13 protein-coding genes are annotated in these 17,096 nt (G+C 44.3%); 4 read left to right on the top strand and 9 right to left on the bottom strand.

Annotated elements, in window-relative coordinates:
• Positions 1–9 precede the first annotated feature (9 nt).
• From BUB28_RS02000 to BUB28_RS01990, 3 genes are read left to right on the top strand one after another with little or no spacing between them, the layout of a single operon-like run.
• The gene (locus BUB28_RS02000; RefSeq protein WP_072948161.1) at positions 10–771 is read left to right on the top strand and encodes an ABC transporter ATP-binding protein; all 762 of its coding nucleotides are present in this window, start codon (positions 10–12) and stop codon (positions 769–771) included.
• A gap of 1 nt (position 772) precedes the next feature.
• A complete protein-coding gene (locus tag BUB28_RS01995) occupies positions 773–1,438 on the top strand; it encodes a response regulator transcription factor (protein ID WP_072948160.1) in 666 nt (221 codons plus the stop codon).
• A gap of 1 nt (position 1,439) precedes the next feature.
• On the top strand, positions 1,440–2,669 hold the full coding sequence (locus BUB28_RS01990; RefSeq protein WP_072948158.1) for a sensor histidine kinase: 1,230 nt from the start codon (positions 1,440–1,442) through the stop codon (positions 2,667–2,669).
• A 320-nt stretch (positions 2,670–2,989) separates the two neighbouring features.
• Here the strand turns inward: BUB28_RS01990 and BUB28_RS01985 are convergent, their stop codons facing one another.
• The 7 genes from BUB28_RS01985 to BUB28_RS01955 form a co-directional block, all read right to left on the bottom strand.
• Positions 2,990–4,474, bottom strand: coding sequence for a hypothetical protein (locus BUB28_RS01985; RefSeq protein WP_072948156.1), 1,485 nt, complete (start codon positions 4,472–4,474; stop codon positions 2,990–2,992).
• A gap of 13 nt (positions 4,475–4,487) precedes the next feature.
• Complete coding sequence (locus tag BUB28_RS01980) at positions 4,488–5,054, bottom strand: RNA polymerase sigma factor (protein WP_072948155.1); 567 nt, start codon at positions 5,052–5,054, stop codon at positions 4,488–4,490.
• Positions 5,055–5,274: 220 nt separating this feature from the next.
• Complete coding sequence (locus tag BUB28_RS01975; RefSeq protein ID WP_072948153.1) at positions 5,275–6,408, bottom strand: CAP domain-containing protein; 1,134 nt, start codon at positions 6,406–6,408, stop codon at positions 5,275–5,277.
• A 214-nt stretch (positions 6,409–6,622) separates the two neighbouring features.
• A complete protein-coding gene (locus tag BUB28_RS01970) occupies positions 6,623–7,072 on the bottom strand; it encodes a hypothetical protein (RefSeq protein ID WP_072948151.1) in 450 nt (149 codons plus the stop codon).
• 315 nt (positions 7,073–7,387) lie between these two features.
• Positions 7,388–8,116 carry a hypothetical protein gene (locus BUB28_RS01965; protein ID WP_072948150.1) on the bottom strand — a complete coding sequence of 243 codons (729 nt, stop codon included), beginning with the start codon at positions 8,114–8,116 and terminating at the stop codon, positions 7,388–7,390.
• A gap of 124 nt (positions 8,117–8,240) precedes the next feature.
• Positions 8,241–10,130, bottom strand: coding sequence for an ABC transporter ATP-binding protein (locus BUB28_RS01960; RefSeq protein ID WP_072948148.1), 1,890 nt, complete (start codon positions 10,128–10,130; stop codon positions 8,241–8,243).
• Positions 10,130–11,857 (bottom strand): ABC transporter ATP-binding protein, encoded by a 1,728-nt coding sequence (locus tag BUB28_RS01955; protein WP_072948146.1) that lies wholly within the window; start codon positions 11,855–11,857, stop codon positions 10,130–10,132. Before BUB28_RS01955 ends, BUB28_RS01960 begins: the two co-directional genes overlap by 1 nt.
• Before the next feature lie 129 nt (positions 11,858–11,986).
• Between BUB28_RS01955 and BUB28_RS01950 the strand changes: the two genes are divergently transcribed.
• Positions 11,987–12,970: a CPBP family intramembrane glutamic endopeptidase gene (locus tag BUB28_RS01950; protein WP_072948144.1), complete on the top strand. Its 984-nt coding sequence runs from the start codon at positions 11,987–11,989 to the stop codon at positions 12,968–12,970.
• A 244-nt stretch (positions 12,971–13,214) separates the two neighbouring features.
• Here the strand turns inward: BUB28_RS01950 and BUB28_RS01945 are convergent, their stop codons facing one another.
• Both BUB28_RS01945 and yicI read right to left on the bottom strand, forming a co-directional pair.
• Positions 13,215–14,405, bottom strand: coding sequence for a CPBP family intramembrane glutamic endopeptidase (locus BUB28_RS01945; protein WP_072948143.1), 1,191 nt, complete (start codon positions 14,403–14,405; stop codon positions 13,215–13,217).
• A gap of 70 nt (positions 14,406–14,475) precedes the next feature.
• The gene (gene yicI, locus BUB28_RS01940) at positions 14,476–16,776 is read right to left on the bottom strand and encodes an alpha-xylosidase (RefSeq protein ID WP_072948142.1); all 2,301 of its coding nucleotides are present in this window, start codon (positions 16,774–16,776) and stop codon (positions 14,476–14,478) included.
• Positions 16,777–17,096: the final 320 nt, after the last annotated feature.

Raw genomic sequence — 17,096 nt, 5'->3', positions numbered from 1 at the left:
ATATGAGTTATGAATACAACTATTCTTGATGTAAAGGACCTTTGCAAGACCTACATCATAAACAAAAGACAGAACAACGTTCTGAGAAACGTCAGCTTCCATATTGATAAGGGGGAAATGGTAGCTGTCATGGGTCCCTCGGGCTCGGGAAAATCCACTCTGCTGTACACTGTATCGGGCATGGACAAGATGACAGCAGGAAATGTAAGCTTCTGCGGCAAGGACCTTTCCGACATGAACGAAAACGCTCTTGCAGAAATGCGCCTTGATGATATGGGATTTATCTTCCAGCAGATGTACATGATGAAAAATCTCTCTATCATCGACAACATTATTCTCCCTGCCGTCAAGTCGAAAAAGAAAAAGGAAAACCGCAGGGATATCACAAAGCGCGGCAAGGAGCTCATGCACAAGCTGGGCATAAGCGAGATAGGCGACAACGATATCAACGAGGTCTCGGGCGGTCAGCTGCAAAGAGCCTGCATATGCCGCAGCATGATAAATGATCCCGATATGATATTTGCCGACGAGCCCACAGGCGCTCTCAACCGCACAGCCTCGGATGAGGTCATGAACGAGCTTACAAAGCTCAACGACAATGGTACTACCATAATGCTCGTTACCCACGATGCAAAAGTAGCCGCAAAATGCTCAAGGGTACTTTTTATAGTTGACGGAAACATCAAGGGAGAGTATAATATCAATAAAGAGCTTTCACTGCATGAGCGTGAACGCGGCCTTAATAACTGGCTTCAGGAAATGGGTTGGTAAAATGGTAGATATACTTATCGTCGAAGATAATGAGGAGCTCTGCGGTCTCCTGTGCGACTTTCTTCGCAGTGAGGATTATACGGTAAGCACAGCTCCTTCGGCTGAGAAAGCCTTGTCCCTGTTTGAAAAATACGGGGCAAGGCTTGTCCTGCTGGATATAATGCTTCCCGATATGGACGGCTTTGCCGTGTGCAAGCGTATAAGAGAAAAGGACAATACTCCTATAATTATCCTTACCGCAAGGACAGACAAGGAGGACAAGCTCAACGGCATACTGCTGGGAGCTGACGACTATATCGAAAAGCCTTACGATATAGACATACTCATCGCCAAGATAAAGGGAATTTTCAGGCGCAGACTTGCCATAGACAAGCTCACTGACGGGGATATCACTCTTGACCTTGCGGAAGGTATTGCGAAAAAGGGCGGTTTACCGCTTAATATGACAGCAAAGGAATTCGAGCTCCTTCACCTCCTCATGGAAAACAAGGGGCAGACCCTCAACAAGGACTTCATCTTCAACAGGATATGGGGTGCAGACAGCGAATCAGAGCCGCAAACGCTGACAGTACATATAAAATGGCTCAGACAGAAGATAGAAGACGACCCAAAAGTCCCGCAGAAGCTCCTTACCGTATGGGGCAAGGGCTACCGCTGGGAGGGCTGAAATGAAGAGCTTCAACAAGATCATAGCTGTTTTTCTTGCTCTTATGGCTGTATTTTTTCTGATAATGAATATAGTCCTGCTCAGGCAGAACACTTCATCTGTACCGCTTTATAAGATCGAGACGAACCGCATAGAGCAGGAGCTCAAAAATGGCAGACAGGTAAGTGCGGACGATTATCCGAACATACTCGGCATATATGAATACAGCGGTGACAGCAGCTTTTACAGCTCCGATAACGAGTACGTCATAAAGGAAATAAACAACAAGCTGTACCGCATAGAATACATTGACAAACAAAAGAAAAGCAACCGTATGCTCATTGCCGTTGATATAGCTCTTGCCGTCTTTACGCTTATTATTCTTGCCGTATTCGTGTTCATAAAGAAAAAGCTGCTGAAGCCCTTCAACGAACTCAGCACCCTGCCCGAACAGCTATCAAAGCGAAATCTTGTAATTCCTCTGAAAGAACACAAAAGCAGATTTTTCGGCAAATTCGTATGGGGAATGGATATGCTGCGACAGGAGCTTGAGCACTCCCGTCAGAAAAGTCTGGAATACGCAAAAAATGAAAAGACCTTCCTGCTTTCTCTTTCACACGATATCAAAACGCCGCTTGCTGCCATAAAACTCTATTCCAAGGCGCTTTCAAAGGGTATATATTCCTCGCCCGAAAAGCAGCTTGAAGCAGCCGAAAGCATCAACGACAAGGCAAATGAGATAGAAAAAATAGTCAATGAGCTTTCAGCTAATCTCAGCAGCGAATTTATGGACTTCGATGTGCGCTGCTCCGAGTTTTATCTGAGCGATGTCATGAGCAAGATAGAAAAATATTACAGCGATAAGCTGTCCGTCATAGGCACTTCTTTCAGCATTGACGAATACAGCAATTGTATGCTCCACGGCGATGCTGACAGACTTGAAGAGGTATTGCAGAATATAATCGAAAACGCCATGAAATACGGTGACGGAAACAGTATTTCCATAAGCTTCTCCGACGAAGAGGACTGCCGCCTTATTACTGTTACAAATACAGGCTGCACCCTTCCCGACAAAGAGCTGCCCCACATTTTCGACAGCTTCTGGCGCGGCTCCAATGCAGGTTCACAGAACGGCAGCGGTCTCGGACTTTACATATGCCGCAGACTTATGGAGCTTATGGGCGGAAGCATTTTCGCCGAAATATCCTCGGGCTGTATGAACATAACTGTCGTATGCCCGAAACAAACATGATATAGTTATATAAATAAAGCCCCGACTTAACCACGATACCCATATAGCAGTTTATACTTTTTATCGGGGAAAACCTTTCTGAGGAAAGGTTCTTCCCCGAACCCCTTTCCAAAGACTTTTTAGCTGATTTTTTCACAGATAGGGCCCCCCCGCATTACTTGCGGAACTTTTTTATTTTGAGTGCGCCCTATCTGTGAAAAAATAAAACCAGAAGTTTTAGGAAGGGAGTTTGAGGGAGAACCCTTTTTCAAAAGGGTTTCCCTCAATATAAGGTACAAAAATACTATATTAGTATCACGGTTAAAGTCGGGGCTTTTAGTTTAGCTATTTTCTGCTGCCTTTGTCTGATATACAGAGTAATCGTCATATGTGAGACTGTTTATTCTCCAGTCATTGCAGCTTGGGTCAAGAACGAAATCAAATATATCACAGCTCAGATGTGTTTCGGATCCGTAATTTCCAATAATACTTGGATAATAAGCTCTGAATGATGTAGCTGTAACATCTGTTATGATTATCGGCTCTGTAGGAGCTGTATGACCTATCCAGCCTACCTGTTCAGGGCTTGTGCTTACATACAGATTGCCTCTGTATATAATATAACCTTTGCTGTTGATCGCTTTACTTGGCAGAACACCTGTTTCGTCTATATAGTCGCCGCTGTTATAACTATCATCAATATACTTATAATCAGCATATAAAGCTGCTTCATAATAGCTTTCTGTCATTACTGTTCTTTTATAGGCATAAATATCGTCCATTGAATTGAATTCAAGTCCATTGCCTGAAATACGAGCAAATACTACATCTTCTATTTCACCTGAATTAAGAGATTTAAGCTTAAAAGTAACAGTATCATTCATATTTCTGTATTCTCTGAACCTGAACAAAAACTCCGGTATCATTTCGTAGTATTTTTCAACCAGATTACGTGCGGTATTCTGATATTCCGTATAATCAGGCTTGCCGTAATCATTATACATAGTTCCTCTTACCAGACGTGACGCACTGCCGTTTCCGATAGATATCACATCAGGTTCATGGTAATAGCCGCCAAAGCTGAACTCAGAACCCTTATAGAAATTTACAGTACGGGAGCTTGAACCGCCGAATTCCTCAACGCCAGCCTTTACTGTACCTGTTTCCACATTGCCGTTAATGTCGGTGTATGTGTATGTTCCGTCCTCGTGTACGACTACGATACCGTTATCCTTTGCACCCTTATCCACAGTATTATAGCCTGATGCTGAGACCTGATACTTCCACTCGCCAACGAATTCTTTTATCTCTTCATTTACTGCCTTACCGCCTTCAACAGTCACGACCTCGGTCTTTGCCTTGCCGTCTATTGCAGTCGTTGTTACTGTTGTGGTGATAGTAGAGCCGTTCTTGTCAGTGGATACATGAGTTGTACCGCTTACCTTTATTGTTGTAGCTGTAACAGCAGGATTTATAACGCCTGTGTCTATCTTTCCTGGTTTATCCTTGCGCATGAAAGCCATAGCACCAAGCACAACTCCTGCCACAAGAATAAGTGATGCGACTGAATACAAAGGTGTGAGCCATGCAGGTCTGCGTACCCTTTCAACGCCCTCTACAACATCATTTTTCGTCATTTTTATATTATTATCTTTCTCTGTTCTGTTTCCAAACATTTCTTTCTTTTTAATTTCATATTTCTTTTCGCTCATAGAAAGTATCTTTTCGAGCTGTGCATCTGTTATCTCAGGACACTTGTCAGTAAGTCTTTCCATAGAATCGTCCTCTGCATTTCCGAGTATATCGAATATATTTTTCTCTTTCATAGCTTCTCCCCCTTTACCTTGTTATACCTGCTTCGGCAAGCTTGACTTTCAGCTTTGCCATTGCACGGCTGCATCTTGTTCTGACCGAAGCATCAGACATAAATAAAGACTTTGCGATCTCCGCCGATTTGCGATTATAGTAGAATTTTTGTATAAGTATTGTTGAATCAGGCTCGCCAAGCTCATCTATCTTGTTGAGAAGCACTCTTCGGAGTTCAGAGCGGTCAACGCGCTCGTCAACGCTGAAGTCCGAGACAAGCTCCTGCATCTCGTCATCATCAGAATATACGGTATGATTATTTCTCGCTGTAAGGCTTCTGAAACGGTCTATTGCACTTCTCTTTGCGACTGTGGCGATATAACCCTTTATATCGCGGTCGCAGTTTTCATCGAATTCATACTTCATAAATATAGTAGCAAAGACATCGCTCACACACTCTTCTATATCTTCCCTTGTACCGCAGTTTCTGAGTTTATTGAAAACTATCGCATAAACGTATTTTCCGTATTCTTTGACAAGAGCCCTATGGCATTCCGCAGGTGATCGCTCAAGCATTGCTTTAAGCTCGTTGCTTGTCATACTCATTCCTCCTTTATATTTTTCAAGGTCGACCTTTCATAAAGAACATTCGCAGCACCCTTATAAAATGTTACAGCACATGAAAAATTATTTTTCTTCCGACTATATGATGATACCACTTTTTTCGTCATTCTGCAAGTATATATAAAAAGCAGAAGCAGCTGATCTCTCAGCTGCTTCTGCCATGAACACACTTTTCTATATTTTCCCTCTTCTTTATCTATCCATTCAAAAACATTTCCATAGTAACAGGAATGGTATGGAACCGACCCAGGATATACTTTCTCAGCACCACTGCATCGGCAGCAGTTATTATACCGTCCTGTAAAAGATCCGCACTCTGCATCTGGAGCTCGTTGAATTCGATTTCCTTTGCCAGGAACTTGTTTATAGTAATAAGATCGAACGAGCTTATTTCCTTATCGCCGTTGAGATCGCCTGAACCAACGGGGACAGTCTTTGTGCTTTCGGGGATATACTGACCGTCAAGCTCCTTAGTAGTGCCTATGAATATCTGATCCCAGTAGTATCTGAATGTGCTGTCCTTCTCATAAGCCACGCCAACACCGATGTGTGTATAATCGGGGTTCATTATAGCTTTCCAGTGAACAGGCGAGCCCTTCCACTGATTGAATGTAGCCTTTGCATTATCAGAACCGCCGGCTGTATTCTCTCCTGCTCTTGCATAAGGAACAAGACCTGCATCTATTATGGTGATGAAAAGATCGCCCATAGTATACTTGATTTTTTCTTCCTGGAGGAACTTATTTACAGCGGACTCATATTTCTTGTCAACGCTGAATGATTTATTATCCTCGCTCCATGTTTCAAAAAACTGCTTTCCGCTTATCTTTTCGGCAAGCCCCTCTGTAGTTTCGAAGCTGCTGAAGCTAACGTTCTCGCAGATAAGTACGCTTTCAACGTCGTCCTTTTTCTTCACATCGACTCTGAAGCTCTTCTTGTCCTCGCTCCATGTTGCAAAGCACCATTTCTCATCGAGCTGCTTTGCGATAGACTCTGTAAGCTCCTCGCTCACATCTTCAAGAGTGAATTCACATTCATTCGTAAGGTAGAAAATTCTTCTGCCCGGGCGATAATGGCTGAAATCAAAGATAAGCTCTCTTGCACGCTCACGCGCCTTATCGTTAAGGTAAGGAACAGCTCTCAGCGGCTTCAAGCCTGCGTCTGCTCTTGCCTCATTGACAAGTATAACTATCTCGTCTGCCATTACTTTAAGGTCAGTGTCTTCCACGGCATGAGCGACCCTCGGACGATAAGTCAAAAAGCTCAACGCCATTAATACAGATAAAAAAGCCGCCATTGCCTTTGATGAAGTATTTCTGATCTTTCTCATACCAACACCTCCATAAACATATTTTTTGTGCTCATAAAATATAACTGTTTGTTAATTATAGTTTAGCACAAGTAAATATAAATTTAAAGAGGTTTTGATGCAAACTGTCGAATTTCACAACAAAATTCTACGTTTTGTACAATAAAAAGTATACAAAACGTAGAATTGATTTTGCTTTATCCGAAAAATAATTCGTATTTTTGCCTATATATCGTTAATTATTTTCGCTATTCTTAATTATTTCAAGAATTTTTCCGAGGTGCTTGTCTATGCAGAGAATAGATATGTTGAGATAATCCTCTACAAGTCTGTGAGGAGTCTCTCCGCCGACTACAGAATTTACAAGAACGATAAGCTCGCCGCGCTCGTCAATGAACATCTTGCAGCCGAAACACTCGGGGTCTGAATTGAATTCATTGATAACCTTATATACATCGACCTCAGGCTCATTGAAGCGTACCATCTGGCTCAGTGCAAGTGAAAGAGCATTAGTATCTCCGTTCACATGAATGAACACAAGTGGTGTCACACTTTCATTGTGAGGCAGCTTTGTGCGAAATCTAAGCATATTTGCGTCCTTCTCATTAGTCTCGAAGGGAACATTTCTTTCTCTGAGAAGCTCGCAGAAATCTGCAACTACTTTAGACATTGTATTATCAGCCATTGTTTTTTCCTCCATTTGTGGTAGTTTTCGGTAATTTTGCTGTAATTTCATTATAACACACCGCGGATAATTTGTCAATATTGATTAATAATATTTTTTAAACAGAAAAAGCACCCGTAACCGAGTGCCTTTCCTTTTTAGGGTGGTTTATATGAAAAATAGAAGCTGTCTGTAAATGATCTCACGGGAGAACTTCTGTTTCCCGTTGTTCTATGCTTGTATTATATTCCCCCGATATGTGTATTCTGTGACAGAAAACTGAACGAAAAGAAAAATCCTCACGGATAAATCGTGAGGATTCTGTGGATTTATGTGTTATTTATCAAGTCCGGAAATGCTGAATTCCACCTCTACCTTAGTCCATTCATTGAATACGCCAGTATCAACAAGCTGAGCTGAATAGCTTCCGTCGTTGATATCTGAGGGGGAAGAATTATCGAAATTATTGAAAAGCGCCCCCTTATCCGTCCTTGAATCTTCAGGGAGTCCGTCATCTGCTATCCACTCATTGAAAATATTCGAGCGGAGCTTTCCTGCGTCCGTATAGGTAAAGCTCTTCTTTTTCAGCTCTATATCCTTACCGTCCACCTTTACCTTCTTGATAGTGATAACTGCATCGGGAACAGCAGCTTCGCCGTCATTTATAATAACAGCAGCATATTCCAGACCCTTTGGCTTGTACTCTTTATCGGGATCTCCCGTAGCTCTGTATCTGAAGCCCTTTGTGTCCGCATTTACACTTACCTTATAATCTCCGTTGCCGTCGATGTGGACAACTCCTGCATCAAAAGTGAGCTGATTATTCTCATCGCTTCCGCCGAGATACTGCATAGTGAAGTCCTTATCGGCAATAGCAAGGTAAGCATCGCCCGAGCCAGCTGTAACTGTATCCTCAAAATCAACGCCCGAAAGGTCTGAAGGAGCAGCAGACTTATTAACAGTATCATCAGCATTCTTACTGGTCTTGACCTTTTCGTTGCATGAAGCAGTACCGCAGATAACAGCAGCGGCAGCCAGTACCGAGAATATTCTTCTTATTTTCATATATTATCCTCTTTCCGTGTCATACTTTATACTAATATAATAATACACGATAAATGCCGCAGATTCAAGCTGTTTATTCAACAAACTTTTATCTGCGGCAAAAAAATGAATTGTGTAAAATAACTTACGACAGCTCAAACATTCCCGTATAGAGCTGGTAATACTTTCCGTGCTGAGCAATAAGCTCATTATGGTTTCCGCGCTCGATTATCTTTCCGTGCTCAAGCACCATTATTGCGTGGGAATTGCGGACAGTGGAAAGCCTGTGAGCGATAACGAATACCGTTCTGCCCTCCATGAGCGAGTCCATACCCTTTTCGATAAGAGCCTCTGTACGTGTGTCGATAGAGCTTGTAGCCTCGTCGAGGATAAGCACAGGAGGATCGGCAACAGCAGCACGGGCAATGGCAAGGAGCTGTCTCTGTCCCTGTGAAAGGTTTGCACCGTCAGCGGTAAGCATGGTATCATAGCCGTTTTCAAGGTGATGTATGAAGCTGTCGGCATTAGCCAGCTTAGCAGCCGCATATACCTCCTCATCTGTTGCGTCAAGTCTGCCGTAGCGGATATTTTCCATTACCGTACCTGTGAAAAGGTGGGTATCCTGCAATACTATAGACTGTGAACGCCTCAGGTCGTCCTTCTTTATCTTGTTGATGTTTATGCCATCGTAGCGTATCTTGCCCTCGGGTACATCGTAGAAGCGGTTTATGAGATTGATTATGGTAGTCTTTCCTGCTCCAGTAGAGCCAACGAAGGCGATCTTCTGACCGGGCTTTGCATACAGCGAAATACCGTTGAGGACAGTCTTATTCGGCTCATAGCCGAATACTACGTCATCGAATTCCACGTTTCCGCGCACCTCGGTATAGGTAACAGTGCCGTCAGCCTTGTGAGGGTGCTTCCAAGCCCATCTGCCTGTACGCTCGTCAGACTCGGTAATAGTGCCGTCAGCTGCTATATCAGCGTTTACAAGAGTAACATATCCGTCATCAGTTTCTGGTTCTTCGTCAATGACGCGGAAGATACGCTCAGCGCCTGCAAGTGCGGTAAGAACTGAGTTTAACTGCTGAGAAACCTGTGTGATAGGGTGCGAGAAGGAACGTGTGAACTGCAAATAAGACACAACAGTACCAACAGTCATGCCGCCTATGCCCTTTACAGCCATGATACCGCCTGCAATAGCAGTCAGAGCGTAGTGTATATAGGACAGATTGTTCATGATCGGCATAAGGATATTGGCAAAGGTATTTGCATGGGTAGCAGCCTTGCAGAGCTCCTCGTTAAGTGCGTCGAACTCCTCTCCTGCCTTTTCCTCGTGACAGAATACCTTTACTACCTTCTGACCGTCTATCATTTCCTCGATATACCCGTTTACTCTGCCAAGAGCCTTCTGCTGTGCCGCAAAGCCTTTTCCGCTTCGTGAGCCCACAAAGCCTATTACCTTGACTATGACGAACAGTACAGCCACAACGAGTATGGTAAGTCTCCAGCTGTAAATAAGCATAGCCGTGAAAACGCCCACGATAGTTATAGCGGAGCTTATGAACTGAGCGATACTGTTGCTGAGCATTTCGCGTATAGCGTCAGTATCGTTGGTGTAAAGGCTCATGAGCTCGCCGTGAGTATGCTTGTCAAAGAAGCGTATAGGGAGCATCTCCATTTTGCAGAAAAGGTCGTTTCTTATACGCATGAGAGTGGTTGTGGATATCTTCATCATCACACGCTGATAAAACAGCGTGGACAACGCACCAAGAGCATATATTACCGCCATAACGGTAAGTATGCCTATGAACTTGCCGTATTTCCAGTGACCTGTCTTGAAAGCGTTCTCAAGATTGTCGATGATGGGCTTCAGCAGGTAATTTCCCGCTATTCCCGCAAAGGCACTGATGAATATCCCGATAATAACTAATACGAACTGTATGCGAAAGCCGTGCATATAGCTGAAAATACGCTTCAATGCGGCAAAGGTATGTTCAGGCTTAGCCATTTCTCTTTGTTTTACAGGAGGCATTATTCATCAGCTCCTTTCTGCTGTGAGTCATATACCTCACGGTATATCTCACTTGTCTGCATAAGCTGTTCGTGTGTGCCCACATCTGTTATTTTGCCGCCGTCCATGACGATTATACGGTCAGCGTCCATAACAGAGGAAATACGCTGAGCAATAATTATAGTGGTAGTATCGGCAAGCTTTTCGCTGAAAGCCTTTCTGATACTACTGTCCGTAGCGGTATCCACAGCGCTTGTGGAATCGTCGAGAATGATTATCTTAGGCTTTTTGAGAAGGGCACGGGCGATACACAGTCTCTGCTTCTGTCCGCCCGAAACGTTTACACCGCCCTGTCCTAAGTCCGTATCATAGCCATCTGGGAAACTCATAACGAAATCATGAGCGCAGGCGGACTTACAGGCGTCGATTATCTCCTCATCTGTAGCCTCTGCGTTTCCCCAGCGGAGATTATCCCTGATAGTGCCCGAAAAGAGCACATTTTTCTGCAAGACCATAGCGACCTGATTTCTCAGAGTTTCCAGAGCATACTCCTTAACATCGTGACCTCCAACAATAACTCTGCCCTTTGTTGTATCGTAAAGACGAGGGATAAGCTGTACCAGCGAGGTCTTTGACGAACCTGTACCACCTATGATACCGATAGTTTCGCCCGATTTTATGTCAAGATTTATACTGTCAAGGGCAAGATTATCCATATCATCATAATAGCTGAAGCTTACATCCTCAAAGCGCACAGAGCCGTCCTCAGCAGATACCTGAGAAGCCTCTGAGTCCTTGATAGTAGGCTCTTCCGCAAGAACCTCGTATATACGCTGTATAGAAGCTCTTGAAATAACGAAGGTTATAAAGAGCATTGATATCATCATAAGTGACAGGAGTATCTGTCCGACGTACATGATAAAGCTTGAAAGCTCGCCTGTTTTAATATTCCCGTTGACAGCCATATGACCGCCGAAGTAGAGTATAGCCGTGATGCTCGCATACATTACCAGCTGCATGATAGGCATATTGAGTATTACCAGCTTTTCAGCGGCAAACTGCGCACGGCGTACACTGTCGGTATTCTCCTCAAAGTTCTTCTTCTCATGCTCCTCACGGGCAAAAGCCTTTACTACGCGGATACCGATAAGGTTTTCCTGTATCTTTCCGTTCATGTCATCGTACTTTTTCAGCATTTTTCCGAAGCGCGGGTGAGCCTTCGAGATAATGAAGAACACCGCAAAAGCCAGCACAGGTATCGCAAACAGGAACACCAGAGAGAGCCTTGCATTCTGCCTTACAGCCATAATAGTCGCACATACGAGCATTATAGGCGAACGAAAAGCCATACGAATGAACATCATAAACGCATTCTGAATGTTTGTAACATCGGTGGTGAGCCTTGTTGTCAGCGAAGCCGTTGAGAACTTATCCACATTTGCAAAGGAAAAGTCCTGCACCTTCCTGAAAAGCGCACTTCTGAGATTTTTTGCTAATCCCATAGCCGCAACAGCGCTGAATCTTGCCGCAAGTGCTCCGAAGCACAGCGAAAACACAGACATGAGCACCATGAGTCCGCCCATTTTCGCAACGTAGCCGACATCCCCCTTTTTGACGCCGTTGTCGATAATGAGAGCCATTACCATAGGGATAAGCACTTCCATGAGCACCTCGCCGATAATGGTCACAGGTGAAAGTATCGCCTGTTTTTTGTACTTTCCGATGTTTGAAAAAATAGTTTTATACATCGGCATTCCCCTTTCTGTTTTAAATATAGTCTAACTTACATTCTAACATTTTCAAGCCGAAATGTCAAATAAGCAGACGCCTTGACAAGTCCCGTATACTATAGTAAAATAAATATCGGAGGTGTTTGAATGTTCGATTACAGACCCAAAATGTTTGACGAAGCGTCACACACACACACTTCAAAAAAACTGACTGCGATACTGCTTGCATTTATAGTAGTATTCGGCGTAATATTCCTGCTTGAATCCATTATACCTTCCATAATAACCACCAAGCCCATGATTGAAGAAATGAGGAAACAGGGATATCTTGATAACACGGAAAAATTCAATTTAACAGAGTCGATGAAGATAGCCACCAAGGTATCCGCCGTTCCAAAGGTAATGATACCTTCACTTTTGTCCACCATATTCGGAACTATCGGTGCAATATTCTACTGCCGCTGTGTTGAAATGAGACCTGTCCGCTCAATGGGCGCCAGAAAAAAGGGACTTATCCCACACTATCTTATCGGACTCCTGATAGGCATAGCCATGATGAGCGCCATAACTCTCCTAAGCGTTGCATTTGGCGCAAACAGCATAAAGCTGTGCGACAGCATTGATTACAAGATACTTGCACTGTTCCTGCTGGGATTTTTCGTACAGGGCATGAGCGAGGAATTCATTTTCCGCGGATACCTTATGAACTCCATAGGCGGAGGCGGACACCATACCGCTATAGCCGTAGGAATAAGCGCAGCAGCCTTTGCCCTTGCCCACGCCGCAAATCCGGGCTTCGGAGTCGTCCCATTCATAAACCTTGCACTTTTCGGCGTATTTGCCGCATTTTACATGATGCTCTTCGATAATATATGGGGAGTATGCGCTATCCATTCCATATGGAACTTCACACAGGGTAATATCTACGGCATAAGCGTAAGCGGCTCGGGAGATACCGAGTCTTTGTTCCGCACAACACAGATATCCGACAAAGCCTTTCTTACAGGCGGCGAATTCGGAATAGAGGGCAGTATCTTCACCACCTTAATACTTTCGATAGGCGTTGCCCTGACAGCATTTGCACTTTACAGAAAAACTCAGAACTCCGAACCTGCCCCCAAAACAGAATAAACCAAAGCAAATCAGGGGAACGCCGTCCTCGGCGTTCCTTTTTGTCGCCGTTTTAAACAAAACACCGCCTTTGCTTTTGTTCAAAACATAGAATTAAAAAAATATTTTCTTGATAATCAATGGTTTTCCATTGATTTTTTCTTTTTTTATGCCCTATTATAGAAGGACACATAAGACCTAAAAATAAAAAAGCCATAGCATTTCCGACAATACCTTCAGAAACGCTATGACTAATAGACAATATCTATTTTTTTGTAGAGATGATAAGCAGTGCAAGATATCCTAAATGCACCGCAAATGCGATTATACAGCCCACGGAAGTCTTTGCGATAGCAAAGCCTCTGCGTGTCTGTGCAGGTGTTGAAACAGGCAGCTTACATTCCTTTCTGAACAGGATAAGCATTACAAGTCCGACTATCGCAGCCGCAAACATAAGCAGTGTAAGTCCAGCCATGAGCATATTCTCGTCCTTCACCAGAGAGACCACAGTTACCATAGAATTGATAAATATATGGACGATAACCGACGGGACTATTGAATTATGCTTCATATCAATATGTCCGAAGAATATACCGATGAGGAATGCCAGCATGAACTGCGGCAGATTGCCGTGAGCAAGTCCGAAGAACACAGCCGAAGCCATTATTCCGAAATGCTGATTTGATTTCGAGAATATCTTCATAAGCGCACCGCGGAAGAATATCTCCTCCGTTACAGGAGCGATAATACAGCTGTATACAGTCATTACCGCAAAGCCAATACCTGTTTTGCCGTAATCTTCTTCCATGACATCGGTAGTGAAGCCGTACTGCGAAAAGATATCCTCTATCCCCGACGATAAATACGCCGCAACTACCCATATGAACAGTCCCGACAAGCAATACTTCAATATATCGCCGAAGCCCAGCTCCTTGGTCTTTATCATAAACGAGGATTTTATTTTTGCCCATTTTAATCCTATGAACGCAAAGCCTATATTTGCCACAAGGTAGGTTATCATATTTATTGCAGGGAATATGGAGCTCCTGCTAATATAATGAGATATCGATCCTGCCGAAGCATCGGGATTTACCGCAGCGAGTATATACTTAATAAGGTAGATCAGTCCCAGAGCCAGAAGATTAGAAGCGAGGAACTGAAACAGCATCGTGAATCCGCCGATGTTGTAATATCGCCGTATCGCCGACTTTTCCACCTTTGCGGGCTCAAACGGCACCGAAAATTCGGGCATCGTTATCCACGGAAGTATCTCCGAATAGTCATCTCTGTACCATCGGAACTCCGTAGGATTTTTGAAAGGGTCATACAGATCGGTCTTTGTAGAGTCGAGATATTCCCTTTCCTTAGCCTCAAGCTGCTTCGTAAGATTATATATTTCATGATTAAGGGCTGCGAACTGCGCTCTCTGATCTGATGTATCATCAAATTCCGTCATCGTATCCCTTCCTTTCGTTTACATCTGAAAATAATTTTACCACAATCCTTACGAAATGTAAAGGGAAAAATCAATTATTCAGCACTATTCCCAAACCCTGAGCACTTTCTGCGGTAAAAGGCTTATCCGTACCCGATACAAAGATATGCACAGTCTCTCCTCTGCGCTCCGCCCTTATCTCCGCAGACTTTTCTCCGTCACGGTCATAAACGCAGGTCTCCGCAGTATCGCCCTCACCGAGTCCATAGACCACGATATGCATATTATCGGCATAATCATAGTCCGCAGTTCCCTTGAAATCGCCGTAAACGATAATTGAACGCGGTCTTGCCATAAGTGGCATACCGAAATAATCGTATTTCCTTGTATACCAGCCGCCGCTCAGCTCCTCGCCTGTCTGTATATCGGTCCATACGCCCACAGCAGGCAGATAAAAGCTGCACTCCCCGTCTTCGCTGAAAACAGGAGCAACCAGCAATGCCTCACCCAGCATATACTGAGTATCAACGGTAAGCGCACTTCTGTCGTTTGTAAAGTCCACAGCCATAGCCCTCATCATAGGAACGCCCGTTTTATGGGTAATGACCGCATTTGACCACAGATAGGGCATGAGTCTGCCCTTGAGCTTTACGAAATGCCGCGAAACATCGCAGCTCTCCTCGTCAAAATGCCACGGCACACGGTAAGAGCTGTTTCCGTGATAACGGGAATGTGTGGACATAAGCCCGAATGCCGTCCAACGCTTGTAAAGGTCGGGAGTTCCCTCCGCCTCGAATCCGCCTATATCATGGGAGAAAAATCCAAATCCCGACATACACAGCGAAAGTCCTCCGCGGAGAGTCTCCCACATGGACTCATAGTCCGAGAAGCAGTCTCCGCCCCAGTGTACAGGGAATTGCTGACAGCCTGCGGTAGCAGCACGGGCAAAAAGGCAGCCGCTTCCCTTAGCGTTTTTCAAGGCTTCATACACTGTCCTGTTATACAGATACGAGTAGAAATTATGCATCTTGAAAGGGTCTGAGCCGTCGAAATAGCACACATCTGTTGGTATCCTCTCGCCGAAATCCGTCTTTACCGCATCTACGCCCATTTGCGCAAGTCCGCGTATTTTAGCCGAAAACCACTCTCTCGCCTCAGGATTTGTAAAGTCTATGAGAGCCATTCCCGGCTGCCACATATCGCACTGGAATACCGAGCCGTCCCTGTTTCTTATGAAATAGCCCTTTTCCGCGCACTCCCTGAAAACAGGAGCTTTCTGCCCAATATACGGGTTTATCCACACGCATATCTTCAAGCCCTTTTCTTTCAGCCTTGCAAGCATGGCTTCGGGCTCGGGAAATTTCCTCTTGTCCCACTCAAAGCTGCACCACTCGAACTCCTTCATCCAGAAGCAGTCAAAGTGGAAAACATCAAGCGGGATATTCCTCCTGCTCATCTCGTCTATGAACTTATTTACAGTCTCCTCATCGTAATCCGTAGTAAAAGAAGTGGAGAGCCACAGTCCGAAGGACCAGGGCGGAGGAAGTGCAGGTCTGCCTGTAAGGGCTGTATATCGGCTTATGACCTCAGCTATATTGTCGCCGCCGAAGATAAAATACTCCAGCGACTCCCCCTGCACCGTAAAAGCAGTTTTTGTAACATTTTCGTCAGCCACGTTAAAAACTACCTTTTCCGTCTGATTGACGAAAACTCCGTAGCCCCTTGACGAAACGAAAAACGGCACCGATTTATAGCTCTGCTCCGTACAGGTGCCGCCGTCATTGTTCCATATCTCAGCAGTCTGACCGTTTTTCACAAATGTGGTGAACTTTTCGCCGAATCCGTAGATATACTCCCCAACGGAAATGTTCAGCATCTCACGTATAAAGGTACCTCCCCCGTTATCGGACTGGGCAAAAAACCGCTCCCCGAAGCATTCACGCTCTCTGTGCCAGTCCTCCTCGGTAATGACCGAGGTAGTACGCCAGCCGCTTCTTGTAAGGAGCTTTCCGCGGTAATAGTATGATATATCCCACTCCTTCCCCTCGCTGCCTATCCTGACCGAGGTATCGCCTGATATGAGCTCATAGCCGCCTTCGCTGAGCCTGTTTATAACAGGTCTCATGCCGCTGTCCTCATTTATGGGGAATGAAGGCTGTTTTTCTCTGCTTCCGCTGAAGTGACTTATGGTAACTTTAATACTGTTTTCGAGGGTGGACGTAAAGCGGACAGTGAGCATAGGACCTCCGAGAGTCATGCCCTTATTTGATATCCACTGTGTAGACGCATATACCGTTACACCGCAGTCGTCCGCTTCCGCTTCATAGATCTGGACTGCCCAGTGTACGTTATAGCCATTTTTGTTCAGCCAGAATCCGTCGGAAACCTTCATTATTTTCACTCCTTGTAAAATGTCTTAGCACAAATGTGGTATTATAGTCTATATGATACCATTTAAATATGAACTTTTCTATCAAACTACACCTAATGTCATAATAATTCACACCATAAGTTCAAAAAATGACAGTAACCAAGATTTGCGGCGTATTGCAGTGTCATATTTTTACCATAACAAATACTGGCACCGTTAACTTGTGGTAATTTAAAACATGGTTTTTCCGCTTCGGACACCTCTGATCTCACTTTTTTGTACAGTTTTACCACGAATATGAAATCATTGTATTTTCAGCTATATTACCACATTTACGCCTG

The organism is Ruminococcus flavefaciens (assembly GCF_900143025.1).
Lineage (GTDB): Bacteria > Bacillota > Clostridia > Oscillospirales > Ruminococcaceae > Ruminococcus > Ruminococcus flavefaciens_I.
The sequence above is the reverse complement of the archived record's forward strand: the minus strand, read 5'-3'. Positions and strand labels throughout refer to the sequence as shown.